At 47.3% G+C, this 19,587-nt stretch carries 18 protein-coding genes; 1 reads left to right on the forward strand and 17 read right to left on the reverse strand.

The window, feature by feature from the left end:
- Positions 1 to 4: 4 nt before the first annotated feature.
- The 10 genes from NSB25_RS11710 to NSB25_RS11755 form a co-directional block, all read right to left on the reverse strand.
- Entirely contained in the window at positions 5 to 2,560 is a 2,556-nt protein-coding gene (locus NSB25_RS11710) for a sensor histidine kinase (RefSeq protein WP_172455097.1), read from the reverse strand.
- Between the two features lie 79 nt (positions 2,561 to 2,639).
- Entirely contained in the window at positions 2,640 to 3,347 is a 708-nt protein-coding gene (locus NSB25_RS11715; RefSeq protein ID WP_103239829.1) for a response regulator transcription factor, read from the reverse strand.
- Between the two features lie 69 nt (positions 3,348 to 3,416).
- On the reverse strand, positions 3,417 to 4,682 hold the full coding sequence (locus NSB25_RS11720) for a glycosyltransferase (protein WP_103239830.1): 1,266 nt from the start codon (positions 4,680 to 4,682) through the stop codon (positions 3,417 to 3,419).
- A gap of 56 nt (positions 4,683 to 4,738) precedes the next feature.
- Positions 4,739 to 5,254: a DedA family protein gene (locus NSB25_RS11725; protein ID WP_103239831.1), complete on the reverse strand. Its 516-nt coding sequence runs from the start codon at positions 5,252 to 5,254 to the stop codon at positions 4,739 to 4,741.
- Between the two features lie 158 nt (positions 5,255 to 5,412).
- Entirely contained in the window at positions 5,413 to 6,432 is a 1,020-nt protein-coding gene (gene ilvC, locus NSB25_RS11730) for a ketol-acid reductoisomerase (protein ID WP_103239832.1), read from the reverse strand.
- 111 nt (positions 6,433 to 6,543) lie between these two features.
- A complete protein-coding gene (gene ilvN / locus NSB25_RS11735) occupies positions 6,544 to 7,044 on the reverse strand; it encodes an acetolactate synthase small subunit (RefSeq protein WP_103239880.1) in 501 nt (166 codons plus the stop codon).
- 90 nt (positions 7,045 to 7,134) lie between these two features.
- Positions 7,135 to 7,881 (reverse strand): polysaccharide deacetylase family protein, encoded by a 747-nt coding sequence (locus tag NSB25_RS11740; protein ID WP_172455098.1) that lies wholly within the window; start codon positions 7,879 to 7,881, stop codon positions 7,135 to 7,137.
- Positions 7,882 to 7,894: 13 nt separating this feature from the next.
- A complete protein-coding gene (gene ilvN / locus NSB25_RS11745; RefSeq protein WP_103239834.1) occupies positions 7,895 to 8,389 on the reverse strand; it encodes an acetolactate synthase small subunit in 495 nt (164 codons plus the stop codon).
- A 54-nt stretch (positions 8,390 to 8,443) separates the two neighbouring features.
- Positions 8,444 to 10,057 (reverse strand): biosynthetic-type acetolactate synthase large subunit, encoded by a 1,614-nt coding sequence (ilvB, locus tag NSB25_RS11750; RefSeq protein WP_103239881.1) that lies wholly within the window; start codon positions 10,055 to 10,057, stop codon positions 8,444 to 8,446.
- A 71-nt stretch (positions 10,058 to 10,128) separates the two neighbouring features.
- Complete coding sequence (locus tag NSB25_RS11755) at positions 10,129 to 12,621, reverse strand: homocysteine S-methyltransferase family protein (protein ID WP_103239835.1); 2,493 nt, start codon at positions 12,619 to 12,621, stop codon at positions 10,129 to 10,131.
- A 179-nt stretch (positions 12,622 to 12,800) separates the two neighbouring features.
- On the opposite strand from NSB25_RS11755, the gene NSB25_RS11760 reads away from it, so the two are divergent.
- Positions 12,801 to 13,277, forward strand: a complete 477-nt coding sequence (locus NSB25_RS11760; protein ID WP_103239836.1) for a hypothetical protein — start codon at positions 12,801 to 12,803, stop codon at positions 13,275 to 13,277.
- A gap of 85 nt (positions 13,278 to 13,362) precedes the next feature.
- Here NSB25_RS11760 and NSB25_RS11765 read toward each other — a convergent pair whose 3' ends face one another.
- The 7 genes from NSB25_RS11765 to NSB25_RS11795 all read right to left on the reverse strand — a co-directional run bounded on the left by NSB25_RS11765 (position 13,363) and on the right by NSB25_RS11795 (position 19,551).
- Complete coding sequence (locus NSB25_RS11765; protein ID WP_146040041.1) at positions 13,363 to 13,650, reverse strand: hypothetical protein; 288 nt, start codon at positions 13,648 to 13,650, stop codon at positions 13,363 to 13,365.
- Positions 13,651 to 13,712: 62 nt separating this feature from the next.
- Positions 13,713 to 14,129 carry a DUF2752 domain-containing protein gene (locus tag NSB25_RS11770; RefSeq protein ID WP_103239838.1) on the reverse strand — a complete coding sequence of 139 codons (417 nt, stop codon included), beginning with the start codon at positions 14,127 to 14,129 and terminating at the stop codon, positions 13,713 to 13,715.
- On the reverse strand, positions 14,130 to 14,654 hold the full coding sequence (locus NSB25_RS11775) for a DUF4190 domain-containing protein (protein ID WP_103239839.1): 525 nt from the start codon (positions 14,652 to 14,654) through the stop codon (positions 14,130 to 14,132).
- 263 nt (positions 14,655 to 14,917) lie between these two features.
- Positions 14,918 to 15,928, reverse strand: a complete 1,011-nt coding sequence (locus tag NSB25_RS11780; protein ID WP_103239840.1) for a GGGtGRT protein — start codon at positions 15,926 to 15,928, stop codon at positions 14,918 to 14,920.
- A 23-nt stretch (positions 15,929 to 15,951) separates the two neighbouring features.
- The gene (locus NSB25_RS11785; protein ID WP_103239841.1) at positions 15,952 to 16,644 is read right to left on the reverse strand and encodes an iron-sulfur cluster assembly scaffold protein; all 693 of its coding nucleotides are present in this window, start codon (positions 16,642 to 16,644) and stop codon (positions 15,952 to 15,954) included.
- A gap of 107 nt (positions 16,645 to 16,751) precedes the next feature.
- Entirely contained in the window at positions 16,752 to 17,420 is a 669-nt protein-coding gene (locus NSB25_RS11790) for an LbetaH domain-containing protein (protein ID WP_103239842.1), read from the reverse strand.
- An 82-nt stretch (positions 17,421 to 17,502) separates the two neighbouring features.
- Positions 17,503 to 19,551, reverse strand: coding sequence for a DNA topoisomerase (locus NSB25_RS11795; RefSeq protein WP_103239882.1), 2,049 nt, complete (start codon positions 19,549 to 19,551; stop codon positions 17,503 to 17,505).
- Positions 19,552 to 19,587: the final 36 nt, after the last annotated feature.

Below are 19,587 nucleotides of genomic sequence, written 5' to 3' on the forward strand. Positions count from 1 at the left end.
TGTATCATTGTCGTCCAGGCAAGATATGCCATGTAGTAGTAACTTTAAACAAATCTCCATCCACTTCCAGCGACAGTTCCCCGCCCTGCAGCTCGGTAAAGCTTTTCGCTATGGCAAGGCCCAGCCCGCTGCCCTCCGTATTTCTGGAAGTGTCTCCTCTCACAAAACGTTCTGTCAGTTCGGAAGTATCCACTGTAATCTCCTGAGCGGAAATGTTTTTCAGCGTGATAACCACTGTATCGTCAATGCGGAAACCATTTACATAGACTCTGGTTCCGGTGAGGGCATATTTTGCAATGTTGCCGAACAGATTTTCGAATATACGATAGGTTTTCTGATTATCCAGCGGCAGAATAATCTTCTCCTCCGTTAGATTCATCCGCACATCCAATCCTGCTTCATCGATCTTATCCGACATTTCAAATGCCACCTGTTTCACCAGATTCATAATGTCCACATCCATAATGTTCAGTGTGATATTCTGGGAATTGGCCTTGCTGAATTCAAACAAATCTTCAATCAGACTTTTCAGCCGCAGGGATTTCCGCTCCAGTATGGCCAGATATTCTCTCCGCTGTGTTTCGGTGATATCTTCCTTCAGGAGATTGACATAAGTAATGATGGCGGTGAGCGGCGTCTTCAGGTCATGAGACATATTGGTCACCAGTTCCACCTTCATCCTCTGGCTTTTCACCTCCACATCCACAGCTTTCTGGAGACCATCCTGAATTTTGAAAATCTGTTCCCGAAAAGGTTCGAATACTCCCAGGTCTTCATTGATGGTTACATTCAGATTGCCCTCCGCAATTTCATCCACTGCCTTGAGCAGAATACCGTATCTCTTCTGCAGCTGACTGATGTACTTTCGCAGCACCAGATACAATAACAGAGAATATACCAAGGTGATGGCAAAGCCTCCGTACCACAGACAGCTGATCAGGAACAGTACAATGCCGTTTACCAGCAGCAGCTTGATAATTCCCCTGTTGGCATTACGAGTCAAGTCCATGTGTGAGAATGAATTGTAGACATCCAATGCCTTTCTTTTCATATATGGAAAAAAGCTGTAAATCAGGCTTCTCTGTTTAATATATTCTCTCAATCCCAGCTCCTTCACCGCTCTGGTACATATGCCAATGTACCAGCAGCTGAAGAAAAACAGCATAAGCGCCGTCAGGTTAATGATTCCCACCAGAAGATTCGCAGCCTTAGACGGAATTCCCAGATATTCTCCAAATGCCCCCCCTGCCTGGCCGCTGGCCACATTGCCGATCAGAGCCATTATCGGCATCATTAAAAGGAATATGATAATGCCGATGCCGAAAAGCAGCTCAAAAGACAGGGCACATATTTTTTCACTTTTCCAGGGCTTTGTATGATGCGGTATGGGCAGTAACAGCCCCAGCAATGCCATGAACAGCATGCACAGGAGCAGAATCCCAGGCAATCCTATCTCATAGTAGGCATGTATATAATCATTATAATAAGATGAATAATATTGAATATCAAATTCATAGTTCGTATTGGAGGCAAATGTTCCCACATAAAAGCCGCCGTTTCTGGTATCCCATGCTTCTTTGGAAACCGCAAAGGTAATGGTACAATCCACCGGCTGTCTGATTTTCACATATTTACTCAATAAAACAGCATCCCCTGCCAGACCGGCCAGAGAGCTTTCCCGAATTGCTTCATTGGCATATTTCCGGACATAGCTCTCATTTTTTCCGCATATGGTGTCACCGATGCTTACATTGCCGAGACTGTCAAAAGTAAAGCTGAGCTGAAAATACTGTGCTTCTGCACTTCGATTCCTGTCATCCACGGACATATTGGTAAGATATTTGCCGGTAATCCGGTCCTCGATAATGTAATCATAGCTATTGTTGAGCGTTTTGAAGCCTGCCTCCAGATTTGCAAAATATGTCTCCATATTTACAATTGTCTCATTCAGACCGGAATATGCTTCTCTGTTCAGATTGTATGTGCCGCTTCCGTCTCTGTATCTTTCCAGCCAGCTGCTGTCCAGACTTCCTCCGGCAATATAGTCATTTATCAGGTTTTCATCCAGAATCCCCTGCTGTATGGCATTCTCCAGCCAGTTCTCATCCAGACTGCTCTGGGACAGGTATTCCTCAAAAGCCCTGGATTCTTCAACAAGGTTTAGCAAAATACCATATTCTGTCCTTTGCTTTTCATCCAGGATCCAACTGTATGCCTCGTCCATCTCCAGGTAAATATCAGTATAATCCAGAATTTCTTCGTGCTGAGCATTATACAGATCCCGGTAAAGCAGGTAACAGCTCTGATATAGCCACGCAATATTCGCCGTGGTCTCCAGGGGGCTTTCTTCATATTCTTTTGCCCTGGAGCGGAACACCCCGTAAAAACAGCTGAAAATCATTGCAGCTACGAGGCTTATGGCAATTCCCTGATAAAGCCATGGTCTGCTCCGGTAAGCCCTGCGGACAATTGCTTTTTCTGAACTGCTTCTTTGGATATTATTTTCTTCCGGCAGCTCCTTCTGTACCTCCATCTGTTCTTTTTCCTGATTAAAATCCATACAAACCCCCATGCCTTTCCGTCCCAGATTACAGACATGTATTTCTGCTCTTTTATACATTACATTGTCTGCTCTGTCCTTACTGTCTGTCTATTTTATATCCGACTCCCCAGACTACCTTCAGATATTTCGGATTCCTGGGATCAATTTCGATTTTCTCCCGAATATTTCTTACATGTACCATGATGGTATCTGTATTTACCGCTTTCTCATTCCAGATACGCTCATAAATTTCATCTGCCGAAAACACTCTGCCCGGATTTTTAATCAACAGTTGTACAATCTTGAATTCCATGGGGGTAAGTTTCACCGGCTCTCCGTCCACGCTTACTTCCACGGTGTCTTCGTTCAGCTCCAGTCCGCCGATGGTATAAATGTGATCCTGATTTCCGTCTTCCTTTACTGACAGATATTTGGAGTATCTGCGCAGATGTGAGTTCACTCTGGCCAGCAGCTCCAGAGGAGTGAACGGTTTTGTCACATAGTCGTCAGCCCCCATATTCAGCCCCATTATTTTATCCACTTCCTCGGACTTGGCAGACAGCATAATCACGGGGAATTCATATTCTTTTGACCTGAGCTTCATGAGCATGGTGACGCCATCCATCACCGGCATCATAATATCTACTATGGCCAGATGGATCTCCTCCCGCTCGATTATCTTCAGCCCTTCTGCTCCGTTTGCCGCCTGGAATACTTCGTATCCCTGATTCCTCAGATAAATTTCAACCCCTTCCCTTATTTCTTTATCATCCTCTACCACCAGAACATGATATTTCTGTTCCATATACTACTGCCCTCCGTTTTGTCCGCGGTTTCTGATAAAATACCGGCAATTTTTCCGGTGTCAGCTGCTTTACCCAGCCGGCAGCAGCCGTATATCCCGCTTTTTTTGTATCGCCTTTTGTGCAATAACATCATTATAATAACGAACGGCTTTTCTGGCAACTGCTTCTTCACGATAAAGACTGCTTTTTTGAAAGGCGTTTGCTGACAGTTTTTCACAGGACATACAGCCTGTATCCTCTCCCTGCAGCAGATTCAGAAATTCTGTAACCTTCCCGGCGTATTCGTCTGTGTCCTCCCCGGTAAGAAAACCATTAATTCCATCGTCCACCACATCTTCCACTCCCGTGGCCTTCACTGCGATTACAGGAGTTCCACCGGCAAAAGCCTCCAGAACTACAATTCCCTGCGTCTCTGTCCTGGATGCAAACAGAAATCCGTCCGCTGCCTTATAATAGGGAGCAATCCTTTCATTTGGAACTGTACCGGTAAAAATCACCGTGTCTTCCAGGCCAAGTTCTTCACTGCGCATTTTCAGCATATTTTTGTCCGGCCCTTCCCCAATCATCAGCATTCGAAAAGGCTTCCCGTAAAGCGACTTTACTTTTGCCAGACTTTCCAGCAGAAATGCCACATTTTTCTCCTGTGCCATCCTGGACACCGTGAGGAGAAGCGGCATTCGCTCCGCCTGGTAAAAAGCCCGGACTTCATCTCCCTGCTCCGGAGTCGCTGTAAAGGTTTTCTCATCAATCCCCGTGGGTAGAACACCTGTTTTTTCCGGGGATACTCTGCATTTTTCTGTCAGATACTGCTGCATTCCGCCTGTCGGGGCGAACACAAAATCACAATGCCGCAGAAATGTGCGTAAGTAAAGAGGCATGATTTTATCTACTCTGCCAATTCCGTGGGTATAGTATTTTACATATTGCTCATATCTGGTGTGATAGGTAAATACCAGGGGAATCTTATATTTTCCCGATAAATATACAGCGGTTCTGCCAATGAGCATGGGATGATGGACATGAATGATATCATAGGACTTTTTCCTGAATTCCCGCTCAATATTTATATCAAATGGATTCGGCAGTACAATGCCCCCGATAAAATGCTTCAAAGCCGTAGCATATCGGAATACCTGTTCCTCGCAGATTCCTGATTCTGCGGAATTTGTCAGTTCCACATCCTGCTGTTCTGTTTCCTCCGACTTTGCATAAGAAGGAGCAAAAATCGTCACTTCATGCCCCATTCTGACCAATCCGGCGGCCAGCCGTTCGATGGAAATGGGAACTCCGCCTATAATCGGCTTATAATTATTGGTCATCAACGCTACTCTCATATCTGCTTCATCCTTCCCACATCTGATTTCTCTCTGACATTGTCAGCTTTCTACTTTTATACAGCTCCCAACAGCTGAAAAATCTGATCTCCCATCACATATCCTGCACCCACAAACACAAAATTCCAGATTATAATGCCGCAGGTAGAGCTGATGATATATTTCATCAGATCCATCCTGATTACACCTGCGGGGATGGAAACGATGGTCCTGATCATGGGAATCAATTTCCCGAGAAATACCCCCATACAGCCCTTCTTCCGTATCCATTCCAGATTTTTCTCCAATACCTCTTTCTGCTTCGGAAATTTCCTGACATACGCCTTCAGAAAGAGATCGCCGCCTTTACGGCCCAGTACATACAGGATCAGACTTCCCAGCAATCCGGCTGCAACGGAAATGACCATCACCCAGAAAAAGTGAATATTTCCCCTGGCTGCCATGACACCGGATAGCGGCATGATGATTCCTGCCGGAAATCCCGGAAGATTCAGATATTCCAACAGTACGATTATAAATATGGCAACTGCTCCATATCTGGTAAAATAGTAGGTCAGAGAAGATAAATCCATAAATTGCTTCCTCCCGTTTCTTCTGTGTTGAATATAGTATATGTGAGAAAAATAAATGAAAGCTGCAGAGATTTCCCAAGAAAATCTTAAGATATTTATAAAACAACAGAAAGGAAAAGACGACTGCCCGATGAAGCAGTCGTCTGTATATAAATGACTTAATTATTGATAAGTTTGTCATCCTCGTTATTCCAGCTGTAGAGCTTTCTGATCTCTTCGCCGACCTTCTCGGAAGGATGCTCGGAGGCCAGCTTTCTCATAGCCTTGAAATGAACCTGGCGGCCTGCAGGTGACATATCAAGCAGGAATTCCTTTGCAAATGTCCCGTCCTGAATGTCGCTGAGAATCTTTTTCATGGTCTTTTTGGTCTCTTCCGTAATCAGCTTCGGTCCCGTAATATAATCGCCGTACTCCGCAGTGTTGGAAATGGAATATCTCATTCCCGCAAAACCACTCTGATAGATCAGATCCACAATCAGCTTCATCTCATGAATGCACTCGAAATAGGCATTTCTCTCGTCATATCCGGCTTCCACCAGAGTCTCAAAGCCGGCCTGCATCAAAGCGCACACACCGCCGCACAGCACCGCCTGCTCGCCGAACAGATCCGTCTCCGTCTCTGTGCGGAAAGTGGTCTCCAGAACGCCTGCCCTTGCGCCGCCGATACCAAGCGCATAAGCCAGAGCGATATCCTGTGCCTTGCCCGTTGCATCCTGCTCCACAGCGATCAGGCAGGGAACTCCTTTTCCTTCCTGATATTCGCTTCTCACGGTATGTCCCGGTCCCTTGGGTGCAATCATGGTCACATCCACATCGGCGGGAGGCACGATACAGCCGAAGTGAATATTAAATCCATGCGCAAACATCAGCATATTGCCTGCTTCCAGATTGGGCTCGATATCCTTCTTATACAAATCGGCCTGCTTTTCGTCATTGATCAGAATCATGATAATATCAGCGCGTTTTGCTGCCTCAGCCGCTGTAAATACCTCAAATCCCTGCTTTACAGCCTTGTCCCAGGATTTGGAACCCTCGTACAGGCCAATAATCACATGGCATCCCGACTCTTTCAGGTTCAGTGCGTGCGCATGTCCCTGGCTGCCATAACCGATAATCGCGATGGTTTTTCCCTCCAAAAGGGATAAATTACAATCCTCCTGATAAAAAATCTTTGCCATTTTGCTTTCCTCCAATTCGTTTTTTAGCTGAAGACTGCATGGTTACAATCCTGCAGCCGCATAAAATAGCGCATGTTGCCATGCTCTTATAACTGACAGGTCACCCTGGAGCTAATCCAAATATACAATATGTTCCGTGCCTCTTCCCATACCGGCAATTCCTGTTCTGGCCTGTTCGAGAATTTCATATCCGTCCAGCATACTGATAAAAGCGTCTATTTTCTGCTGATTTCCGGTCAATTCGATCATCAGACTTTCCGGTGCGACATCGACGATTTTAGCCCGGAAAATGTCGGTCACAGCGATAACGCTCTGTCTCTGCTCTGTGGTGGCACGCACCTTGATCAGGAGCAATTCCCGGAATACACTTACCTCTGGTTTCAGTTCTCTGATATTGCGGACATCCTCAAGCTTTGCAAGCTGCTTCTCAATCTGCTCCAGGATTACGTCATCACCGGAAGCCACAATCGTGATTCTGGTGATACAGGGATCGGCAGTGGCACCGGCGGTAATACTTTCCACATTGTAACCTCTTCTGGCAAAAAGCCCGGCTATACGGCTTAAGACGCCGGAAGTATTGTTTACCAGCAGCTGAAATACTTTTTTCTGCATCTCCATTTCACCTCTCTTTTCCTCAAAAAAGCTTTTTGTTATCATATCAAGTTCCGAAGGGAATGTCAATAACGGAAATCCCGGGCCTTTCTATTTCTGCAGTTCCTGAAACGTATAAAATTTCAGCCCCATCTCTGTGGCTTTTTCCAGAAGAAATACAAGCCTTTCCTCACTGACACTCCACGCTCCGTCCCCTATGGTGTGAGAATAGACAGGCACCACCGCTCCCTCCGCCTCGCTCATGACAGTCAGAATTTCCATGATCCGTGCTTCATATTGTTCCATGGATTCATAGTTTACATTATCCAGTGACATGGACTCCATAAATCCCCTCCGCATATAATCCTTGACATGCGGCTCGCATTTAAAGGCACCACGCACTACATTGTAATGCTGTAACAACAGCTCATTGAGTTCTTCGGTATAGGCACCGTAAGGATAGGCAAAGGTGGTAAATTCAAATCCTGCTTCTCTGAAGGCCTCTATCGGAGCAATTGCCTGTTCGTACACTTCCGCTTCCGTAGCCTCTGTCAGCTTTGCATGACTTATGGTATGGCATCCAATCTCATGCCCCCGTTCTCTGGCGGCAACACAGAACTCCGTGGGATACGCGGCATTGACAAAAAAAGTTACACTGACATCGTATTCGTCAAACAAATCGAAATACTGTTCCCAATTATCGGGGGAATAATCGTCAAATGCCAGCACAATACCCGATTGCGCTCTCTCCTGCGCTCTCAGACGGGCCCGGTACCATTTGATTCCTCCCAGTGCTGCAGCTGCGATCAGAACAAGCGCTGCAAAAGCAGCAAACATACCGATGATTTTTCTGTTCATTTTACTCACTCCGTCAGCCTTCATCGTTTTCTCCGCATTTGGATAACGCCAGAGTCCCGGTTCTGGCCACTTCCACAATACTGATGGTCTGAAGCATCTTGATCAGAAGTTTTATCTTCTCCGGCTCGTCACAGATCTGAATCATCATGAAATGCTTTGACATATCCACAATCTGTGCTTTCATAATCTCGCAGAGCTCCATAATTTCCCGACGATTGTTTTTATTATATTTTATCTTGATGAGCATCAGTTCTCTGGTGATGCACTGCTGTTCCGTAAAAGTCTTGACCTTAATTACATCCAGCTTTTTATTCAGCTGTTTTTCAATCTGTTCGATGGTTCTCTCGTCGCCGCTGCTGACAATGGTCATGCAGGATACGGTTCTGTCGTCCGTCTCTCCCACAGCCAGGCTGTCTATGTTGAAACAACGTCTGGAAAACAGTCCCGCCACCTTACACAATACACCGGAACGATTCTCCACCAATACAGAGTATATTCTTGTCTTCATTTTGCCTCCTATTCCAGTTCCGTAACTGCACACCTGCCCCACAATACCCAGTCTCTACACTAAGTCCATGGGATCAATAATACATTCCAGGATCATGGATTTGTCCTCTTTCAGGAAAATATCGATGGTTTCTTCGCATTTATCCATATCCTTCAGCCGCAGAAAGGGAATATTATACGCTGCGGAGAGCTTCTCCAAATCAGGGCTTCCTGATAAATCAATTACAGAATAGTGATCCATATAGGTAAAATGCTGATACTGACGCACCATTCCCAGGCAATTGTTTTTCAATACAACAATTTTCACCGGAATATCATGCTGACACATGGTGGCCAATTCCATCATGGACATCTGAAAGGAACCGTCCCCGCATACGGCAACCACCTGCCTTTGCGGATCCGCCACTTTGACGCCCACAGCCGCGGGAATGGAATACCCCATGGTGCCCATTCCGCCGGTGGTCAGGAATTTGCCTTTTCTCACCTTCGCATAAGTACAGGACCAGATCTGATTCTGTCCCACATCGGCCACATAGACGGCATCTTCCGCCATCCTGGTTGTCAGCTTTTCAATAAATGCCGCAGGATCCACATATGCAGAATTCGGATTGCGCGTTTTGGCCAGCGTATTGCGATATTCATTCAGCACGGCAATCCATTCTTCAAAGCTGCAGGAGAACTCCTCCTTCTCGAAGTCCAGAAAGACATGCTTTGCATCTCCTACCAGGGGGATGGTGGGGCCTGCATTTTTACCGATTTCCGCAGGGTCCACATCAATGTGTACAAGTACTTTATTCCTGGTAATCATATCCGGCTGATTCACCGCACGGTCAGCCACACGGGCACCTACCATAATCAGCAGATCCGATTCGTTCATGGCACGGTTGGCATAAGGCTGTCCGTTATTTCCCACCATTCCATAGTAAAGCGGGTGATCTGTAGGCATGACACCGATTCCCATCATAGTGGATACCACCGGAACGCCATGGTCCTCTGCGAATTTACGCAGCTCATTCTGTGCATCGCTCAGCAGAACGCCGCCACCCGCACAGATAATAGGCCTTCTGGCCTTTTTCAGTTCCGCGATAACCTTTTTAATCTGTACCACATGCCCTTTTACCGTGGGCTTATACGTGCGCAGAGAAACTTCCTCGGGATATTTGAATCTGCTGATCACCGCATTCTGGATATCAATCGGCACATCTATCAGCACAGGCCCCCTTCTGCCTGTATTTGCTATGTGGAAAGCTTCTTTAAAGATCCTGGGAATATCGTTTACATTCCTGACCAGATAACTGTATTTTACAAAAGACTCCACCGCTCCCGTAATATCGGCTTCCTGGAACACGTCGCTGCCCAGAAGTTCACTGTTCACCTGGCCAGTAATACAGATCAGGGGAATGCTGTCCGCAAAGGCCGTTGCAATTCCCGTGATCACATTCGTGGCACCCGGTCCGGATGTGACAGCACAGACTCCGGGTCTTCCTGTTATCCTGGACACACCGCTGGCCGCATGAGCCGCATTCTGTTCTGTTCGAATAAGAATTGTTCTGATCTCTGACTCCAATATGCTGTTGTAAAAAGGACAAATTGCTACTCCAGGGTATCCGAATACCGTGGTTACGCCTTCTGCTTCCAGACATTTAATGATGGCATCTGCACCTGTCATATAAATCCTCCTGATTATGTTGTCATACACGTTTTCCCGCTGTAACTGCTTTAAAGCCCCCTGAGGGCGCATTATCTGCCTGTCAGTCTCCGGGCCAGCTTTACCGCTTCGGCGGCGTCTGCAGAGTAGCCGTCTGCTCCGATTTCATCCGCATAGTCCTGCGTGATAACCGCACCGCCAATCATTATTTTTGCAGTCAGCCCTTCTCTTCCTGCATACTCGATGACTTCCTTCATTCTCCGCATGGTAGTGGTCATCAGCGCAGAGAGCGCTATAATCTGCGCATGATTTTCCCTTGCCGCTCTGATAATTTCTTCTTTCGGCACATCCTTACCGAGATCAATCACCCGAAATCCATAATTTTTCAGCATCAGCGCCACCAGATTTTTGCCGATATCATGAATATCGCCTTCCACTGTTGCGATAATTACCACAGGCTTGTCCCTGGAATCCGTTTCCCGGAGCAGAAGCGGCTCCAGAATTTCCACGGCATTTTTCATAGCTTCCCCACTGGCAATCAGCTGTGGCAGAAAATACTTTCCTTTATCAAATAACTCTCCCACCTCATTGATCGCAGGCAGCAGCACTTCATTCAGTAAAACGGACGGTTCCTCGCCCTCTGCAAGCGCTTCGCGAACCTGGTCGGGAATTCCCTTTCGATTCCCCTTCAGAACCGAATTCCGAATCGTCACTCTGATTCCCGTTTCCGACTCTGGAGATGAGAGTTCCGCCGCTTTATTCGGCGGCTTCTGCAAGACGCCCTCCCGCATCTGTCTCTGCAGCGCAGTCTCCTTTTGAACCCGTTTTTCCGCCACAGTACCTGCATATTCTATGTAACGGATATCTGCCTCTTCCTTATTCAGAAGCATATCCGTTGCCAGAGCACAGCTGACCAGAAGTTCCTGTGAAGGATTGGCAATCGCCATGGTCAGCCCCTCTCGAATGGCAAGCGTCAGAAATGCCGTATTGACATAGCTTCTCTCTGGCATTCCGAAGGAAATATTAGACAGGCCGCAGACAGAAGCCAGTCCTTTCTCTCTGCAGTATCGAATAGTCTCCAGCGTCTCCAGAGCAGCCTTTTTGCTGGCGCCCACAGTGGACACAAGCCCGTCCACAATGATATCCTCATCCTGCAATCCCAGAGAGTATGCTCTTTCCAGCACTGTCTCAATAATCTGCTTTTTCTCCTGAATATCTGTCGGCAGCCCTTTGTCGGACAGAGGAAGCAAAATAAACATGGCCCCATACTTTTTAACCAGCGGCAGCAGTATATCCATCTTCTCCTTTTCCATGGAGACGGAATTTACCAATGCCCTGCCCGGGTAATGGCGAAGCGCCGCTTCCAGTACATCCACATGACTGGAATCCAGAGAAAGAGGCAGATTTGTCACCATGCTGATTTCGTCAAGTGCCTGAAGCATAACTGCCTTTTCGTCAATGCCACTCATCCCCATATTGACATCCAGAATCCGGGCACCGCTTTTTTCCTGTTCTTCGGCAAATTGCAGCACTTTATTAAAATTGCCCTCCCGCAGCTGTGCCTGCAGAAGCTTTTTCCCGGTGGGGTTAATCCGCTCCCCCACAATGAAAAATCCATCCTCCAGTCCGAACTCCACGGTCTGCCGCTCTGAAGAAAGCATTCTGATTCCATCTGCCTTCCGCTTTATGACCGGTACCGGGCCGGTTCCGAAAGTATCATGAAGCCGCCTGATAAATTCCGGGGTCGTTCCGCAGCAGCCGCCCAGCAGAGAAGCGCCGGCCTCCACCAGCATCTTCATCTCTTCCGCAAATTCATCCGCATTCATATTGTAACAGGTATCCCCCGAATCATCCAGACAGGGAAGACCTGCGTTCGGCTTAGCGATTATGGGTACGTTTTTTTTACATGACACCATATCAGCTACAATCTGCCGCATATGAGCCGGACCTGTGGAGCAGTTCACACCTATGGCAGATGCCCCCAGGCTTTCCAGGACCACAGCGGCTGTCTTCGCATCCGTGCCGTACAATGTCCTTCCGTCCGCCTCAAAAGTCATTGTCACCATCACGGGCAGGTCACAGACTTCTTTCGCCGCAATTAATGCCGCCCTGGTTTCAGCCAGGCTCATCATGGTCTCTATTACCAGCAGATCCACACCTGCCTGTTCCATTGCGGCAATCTGTTCCTTGTAAACGGTAATCAGCTGTTCCAGCTCCAGATTTCCCATTGGTTTCAGCTGCGCTCCCGTCATTGTCAAATCACCTGCAATATATACTGGCTGCAGAGCCTCCGCAGCCGCCTGTCTTGAAATTGCAGTGAGCTTCCGAATGATATCCTCCAGCTGCCCCTCCAGTCCGTACTCAGCCAGCTTGATTCTGTTGGCGGTAAATGTGGGAGCATACAGGATGTTCGTCCCTGCCGCCACGTATTGCCTCTGTAAATCCAGCATTACATCCGGATGCTCCAGTATCCATTGCTCCGGACTCACTCCGGAGGGCATACCTGCCCTGACCAGATTGGAACCTGTGGCTCCGTCAAGATACAGATACTGTTTTGCTATATCCTTAAATTCACTTTTTGTCATATTGGTAAAGGGATCCTCTCATTCCTGAAAAAATTCATTTATTATCATACCACAGACATGAATTATTCGTAAAGGGGCGTATTTATCCAATTTAATATTAAAAACAGTTGCAAAAATATCCGGAATGTGGTAGATTTTAATAGAATTTTGTTGACAGGAATGCAGATGGAGGTTCGGGAATGTGTAAGAAAGCAAAAATGATTTTCGCGGCACTTATTGTAATGATGGCACTCACAGCCTGCGGCGAGGATCCTGCACTGACCCGGTTCCGGCAAAGTATGGATGCTTTCTGCACCAAAATCTCAGAGATAGATACTTCCATTAACGGTATAGATGCACAGTCGGATACCGCAACCACGGAACTTTTAGGGTATCTGGACGATCTGGATGCTGCATTTCGGACCTTTGCCAATCTGGATTTCCCGGATGAATTTGATTATCTGGAGGATCTGGCGAAGGAATCAAGCGAATATATGACGGAAGCGGTAAAAAGCTATCATGAGGCATATGGCAATGATTCCTATAATGAATACACCGCAGAATATGCCAGACAAAATTATTCCAGGGCCTACAAGCGGGTCCAGATTATTATCTCTTTTCTTCACGGAGAAGAACCGACAGATGCCGATCTGACCATCGAATATGAAAATGAATGATTATAAATATGATATAAAAAGCCACCTGTGTCGGTGGCTTTTTATATCATAAAGACTTCGCAGCATGAATTTTTCCGTTTCTGTCTCATTTTAACAGTCTGATTCCTCCGAGAAGGGGAATTTCACTCTCCTGCTCTCTGACTGCGTACAGAATCCCCATTATCCAGAACATGACTGCCGCAAATTCCAGCACATACGCCATAATCCCGATCACGGGAACCCGTGTCAGCATTGTCAAGATAATCAGAGTGAGATTTATTACCAGCCCCTGATTCAGATGAAAGCGGGACGCTTCTCTGTCTCCGGCCGCATATGCCGCAACCCATCCGAAAATTGTAAAATAAGCTACCACATCTGTTGTCTTTTTATCCATTTTGTTACCCTTTCCTTTCTTCTGATTTCTCATTCCTGTTACATCAGTGACTGTAACTTTCACTACAGGGTAATTCCCCACACAAATCGAAGTATATTTTTCAGAAGGAAATTACTGACAAGTATCACAATACCGGCATAAAGGTACCAGTTATGAAATTTCCAGCCCTTTATCGCCCTGATGCCGGCTCTGTGTAATCCCTGTGTCAGCATAAAGCCGCCTCCGATAATTACCATATACAAAATAAGCGGATGATACCAGACAGACAGGAGAATGTGTCCCTGCAGCAGGGCTTCTGCCGCCCTTGTGCCGCCGCAGCCCGGACAGTAAATTCCCGCTACCCTGTCAAACATGCAGGGAATACGCGGCAATATATCATTAAGCCAGCAGCGATATACAATCCATATTCCAATTCCGGTCATCCCCAGAATCAGGCCTGTCCGAAAAAGCTCTGTCTCCAAATCCCTTTGCTTTTTCATCTAATAGTACATCGATTCATTCATTATCTCCTCAATGACCTCCCATATGATCAGCACATAGAAGGCGGACATGATAATACCGCAGATCAGACCGACAATGGAGCAGACCAGTCCTGCTGTTCCCACACCGTTGCTGCTCTGTTTGTTGCCCATAATCGCACAGATCAGTCCTGCAATACCCAGAATCAATCCAGGGACACCGTAACAACAGCTGGAGCAGATAGCAAGAATGCCGCAGACAAGACCGGCTATCTGAAGACCGTTGGTCGCATTGTCCGCTGCGTAATTGGGCGGAACCTGGTAAGGGATATTTGCCGTATAATCCTGATAATTGCTGTATTGACCATTTTGGTTCTGACTGTATTGGCCATACTGAGCATCCTGGTTATTCTGACCGTACGGATTATTCTGACTGTACTGCCCGCCATACTGATTATCTGAATACTGTCCGTTCTGCTCATATTGACTGTTCTGCCCGTTTTGACTGTACTGATTGTTCTGACTGTACTGATTGTTCTCCTCCATAGAGTTTCTCCTTTTACTGTATCAATTTAGGAATCTGCTTCCATTTATTATCATCAGGCTTCATAGCTTCTCAACATTTCATTACTGTGAAACAATACATCTGAACATTGTTTTATTATATGCTTTTTTTCAACTTCCGTCAATGTCTCGTGACAAAGATTCAATAAAGATGTCTTCTTCTGCCATTTAGAACAGAAAAAGTACCGCAATCCCTAAAGATTACGGTACTTTCAAGCCTTTAGAATCCATGTCTGCAGGATGGTTTAAAATTTATCCGCCTTAGCAGCTTCCTCGATGGAGACGGCCACAGCCACAGTGGCGCCAACCATAGGGTTATTGCCCATACCGATCAGCCCCATCATCTCAACATGCGCGGGTACGGAAGAAGAGCCTGCAAACTGTGCATCGGAATGCATCCGTCCCAATGTATCCGTAAATCCATAGGAAGCAGGGCCCGCCGCCATATTGTCCGGATGCAGCGTACGTCCTGTACCGCCGCCGGAAGCAACGGAGAAGTACTTCTTTCCTGCCTCGGTTCTCTCCTTTTTGTAGGTACCTGCCACAGGATGCTGGAATCTGGTGGGGTTGGTGGAGTTACCTGTGATGGATACGTCCACATTCTCCTTCCACATGATGGCAACGCCTTCAGGTACACTGTTGGAACCATAGCAGTTTACCTTTGCGCGAAGCCCCTCTGAGTAAGGAATTCTCTCGATCTCCTTTACCTCGTTGGTATAGGGATCATACTCTGTCTCCACAAACGTGAAACCATTGATACGGGAAATGATCTTCGCGGCATCTTTTCCCAGGCCGTTCAGGATTACACGCAGCGGTTTCTGACGAACCTTGTTAGCCTTCTCCGCGATACCGATGGCGCCCTCTGCAGCTGCAAAGGACTCATGTCCTGCCAGGAAGCAGAAACAGTCTGTCTCTTCCTCCAGAAGCATTTTGCCCAGATTTCCATGTCCAAGGCCTACCTTACGGGTATCGGCCACAGAGCCGGGAATGCAGAAAGCCTGCAGACCTTCACCGATAGCGGCGGCGGCATCCGCAGCCTTGCGGCATCCCTTCTTGATAGCGATAGCCGCACCCACTGTATAAGCCCAGCATGCATTTTCAAAACAGATGGGCTGAATCTTCTTCACCTGCTCGTATACGTCCAGACCGGCATCTTTGGTAATCTTCTCCGCTTCTTCGATAGAGGAGATTCCATAGCTGTTCAGTACTTCGGTAATTTTATCAATACGTCTTTCATATGATTCAAATAAAGCCATTTTTTCCTGTCCTCCTTTATACCTTACTCTTTTCTGGGATCAATGATCTTCACAGCATCGGCAACGCGGCCATACTGGCCCTTCGCTTTCTCGTATGCGGTATTGGGGTCATCCCCCTTCTTGATGAAGTCAGTCATCTTCCCAAGACTTACGAATTCATAACCTATGATCTGATCATCCTTGTCCAGAGCAATACCGGTTACATAGCCTTCTGCCATCTCCAGATAACGGGGACCCTTCTTCAAAGTACCATACATGGTACCAACCTGGCTTCTCAGGCCCTTGCCCAAATCCTCAAGGCCGGCGCCGATGGGCAGACCTTCCTCTGAAAACGCACTCTGTGTACGTCCGTAAACGATCTGCAGGAACAGCTCTCTCATGGCAGTATTGATGGCATCGCACACAAGGTCGGTATTCAATGCTTCCATAACGGTCAGGCCGGGAAGAATCTCAGATGCCATGGCTGCAGAATGGGTCATACCGGAGCAGCCGATGGTCTCAACCAGAGCCTCCTGAATAATGCCTTCTTTTACGTTCAGAGTCAGCTTACAGGCACCCTGCTGAGGAGCACACCAGCCCACACCATGTGTCAGACCGGAAATGTCTTCCACCTTCTTCGCCTGAACCCATTTTGCTTCTTCGGGGATAGGCGCACAACCATGGTGCACACCCTGAGCGACTGTGCACATTTCTTCAACTTCCTTTGAATAAATCATGTGAAATCTCCTTTCAACTATGTATGTTATTATGAATCAATTGGGAAATTGACCTATAATATGTTCTTTTCCATTCTCTCACATTTATGACAAAAAATCCAGAGTTTCTAGTATTTTTTTACGATCTCACCGCTTTTTTTGTGAATGCTGCCCGCCGGCACCACCCCGCGCACCATGGAGGTGGGATAAATATTGGTATTCCTGCCGATGACGGTACCCGGATTCAGCACGCTGTTGCAGCCTACCTCCACATTGTCTCCCAGCATCGCTCCCATTTTCTTCAGACCGGTTTCCAGGGAAATTCCCTCTCCTTTTACCACAACCAGCGTCTTGTCGCTTTTCACATTGGATGTAATGGAGCCGGCACCCATATGCGCCTTAAAGCCAAGAATGCTGTCCCCCACATAATTGTAATGGGGTACCTGCACTTTATTGAACAGAACCACATTTTTCAGCTCCGTGGAATTCCCCACCACGGCGCCTTTTCCCACAATGGCGTTCCCGCGCACAAAAGCGCAGTGACGGATTTCCGCCTCCTCGTCTATAATCAGCGGTCCGTTCAGACAGGCCGTCGGCGCCACCTTCGCACTTTTTGCCACCCAGATATGCTCTCCTCTTTCTTCGAAAATATCTTCCGGCAGCTTTTCTCCCAGGCTGATAATAAAGTCATGAATCTTCGGAAGTACTTCCCAGGGATACACAATCCCTTCAAACAGATCCGACGCAATTGTCTCCTGGAGATTATACAATTCTGAAATTCTAATACTGTCACTCATAGTAAATCGCCTTTCTGCCCCTTATTCCTGCTCACGTAATCATCCGGCACCATTCCTTTTCCGGAAATCACACTTATCACACTTATTTTCTGTAATTTTCGGCTGTCGCCTGAAACTGTGTGTATAATGTCCTCTGATTGTTCAGCCGCTTGACATGTTCTGTCCGCCGGCCCACGAAACCGTTCAGCTTGTCCATATATTCCTTCGATGAAATATTTCCGTCCGCAACCATGGTCAGTCCCTTCTCCCAACTGGCGGTCAGCGCCGGATCCAGAAGCGCTTTGATAGAGCTTCCAACCACATCGTAAATCATCTCTCCCATCAATGTGGGAGTCAGCACCTGGGTCTTCTTATTCAAAGCCAGATATTCGATGTTCACCAGCTTTTTCAGAATCTCGGCCCTGGTGGCGCTGGTGCCGATGCCGCTTCCCTTGATCTGGGCCCGCAGCTCCTCGTCCTCAATAAACTGTCCGGCGTTCTCCATGGTGAGGATGATGCTTCCCGATGTGTATCGCTTGGGCGGAGAAGTCTCTCCCTCCTTGATTTCATAGGAGTCAACTGCCAGTTTCTCGCCCTTTTTCAGCGTTTCCAGCAGCTTCATAAATTCTCCGTCCCCTTTGATCTCCGTTTCCTCATTTTCTCCGCTGTCCTTCCGCTTTTCTTCCGGAGAAGGAGCCCTGGGAGCGGTGTTCGGCTTATCGCCGGAATCATCGGTTTTTTTCGCCATGACTTTCAGATATCCCTCCTCTGCAAGTACCTTAAAGCCGGCAAAAAATTTCTCTTCCTTTACTTTGATGCAAAGCGAAAATTTCCGATATACGGCAGGCGGATAAAAGATGCTTAAGAATCTCCGCACAATAACCTCGTACACCTTTGCTGAGAGAGGGGCAAGTCCGTTCAGGCCATTTAACCCCTGCCCTGTGGGAATGATGGCATAGTGGTCTGTTATCTGTTTATCGTTCACATATCTTGTCTTTGCGATTCCTCTGTGGCTCCCTTTCGTCAGGATTTCCGCGGCAAATGCGGCTCCGGGCTGATACCCCCGCAGTCCTCCCAGATTCTTATGTATCTCCTTCGCCACTGCTGTGGACAGTACTCTGGCGTCTGTCCTGGGATAGGTAACCATCTTTTTCTCGTACAGCTCCTGTACAATCCGCAGTGTTTCATCCGGGCTGATTTTGAACATCCTGGAGCATTCGTTCTGCAGTTCCGCCAGATTATAGAGAAGGGGCGGATTTTTATTTTCCTTCTTTCGGGAAATGCTGTCCAACAGGATATCACCCACGGGTTCCTCCTGCAGATGCGCAACCAGTTTTTCCGCATCCTCCTTCGCCTTAAAACCATTTTCCTTATAAAGCTTCGGCGACGCATACCAGGAAGAGCCTTCCACAGCCCGCCATTCTCCCGGGAACGCTTTGTCCTGCAGTATGAAGTTCCCCAGCACTCTGTAAAAAGGTGTCTTGACAAAAGAACGGATCTCCCGCTCCCTGTTCACAATAATCCCAAGAACACATGTCATAACGCGGCCTACGGAAATCACCGCGCGGTCGCGTTTCAGATAGTCCTTTACCGTTGTGCCGTACTTCAGGGTGAGGGCACGGGAAAAGTTGATTCCCATGAGATAATCCTCTTTTGCCCGCAGATATGCGGCATCACTCAGATTATCATACTCCTTCAGATCCTTTGCCTCCCGGATTCCCCGCAGAATCTCCTCTTCTGTCTGAGAGTCAATCCACACACGTCTGCGGTCTTTCCCTTTGACACCGGACATCTGCTCCACCAGCCGGTATATGTATTCTCCCTCCCGTCCCGAGTCCGTGCACACATAAATCGTAGTGACATCCGGCCGCTTCATCAGAGAGCTCACAATAGTATATTGCTTTTTGGAACTGTCGATAACCTCATATTTATATTCTTCCGGCAAAAAGGGAATCGTGTCAAAGCTCCAGCGTTTATACCTTTCGTCATAGGCGTCGGGATAGCTCATAGTGACCAGATGTCCCACGCACCAGGTGATAATGACCTGATCCGATTCCAGATAACCGTCTCTGGAAGCTGTATTCACTTTTAACGCATTTGCAAATTCCCTGGCCACACTCGGCTTTTCCGCAATAAATAAACTTTTACCCACACTGACTCCCAAACCGGATTCTTCAAACTGTCCCGA

The organism is Acetatifactor muris, assembly GCF_024623325.1.
GTDB lineage: Bacteria > Bacillota > Clostridia > Lachnospirales > Lachnospiraceae > Acetatifactor > Acetatifactor muris.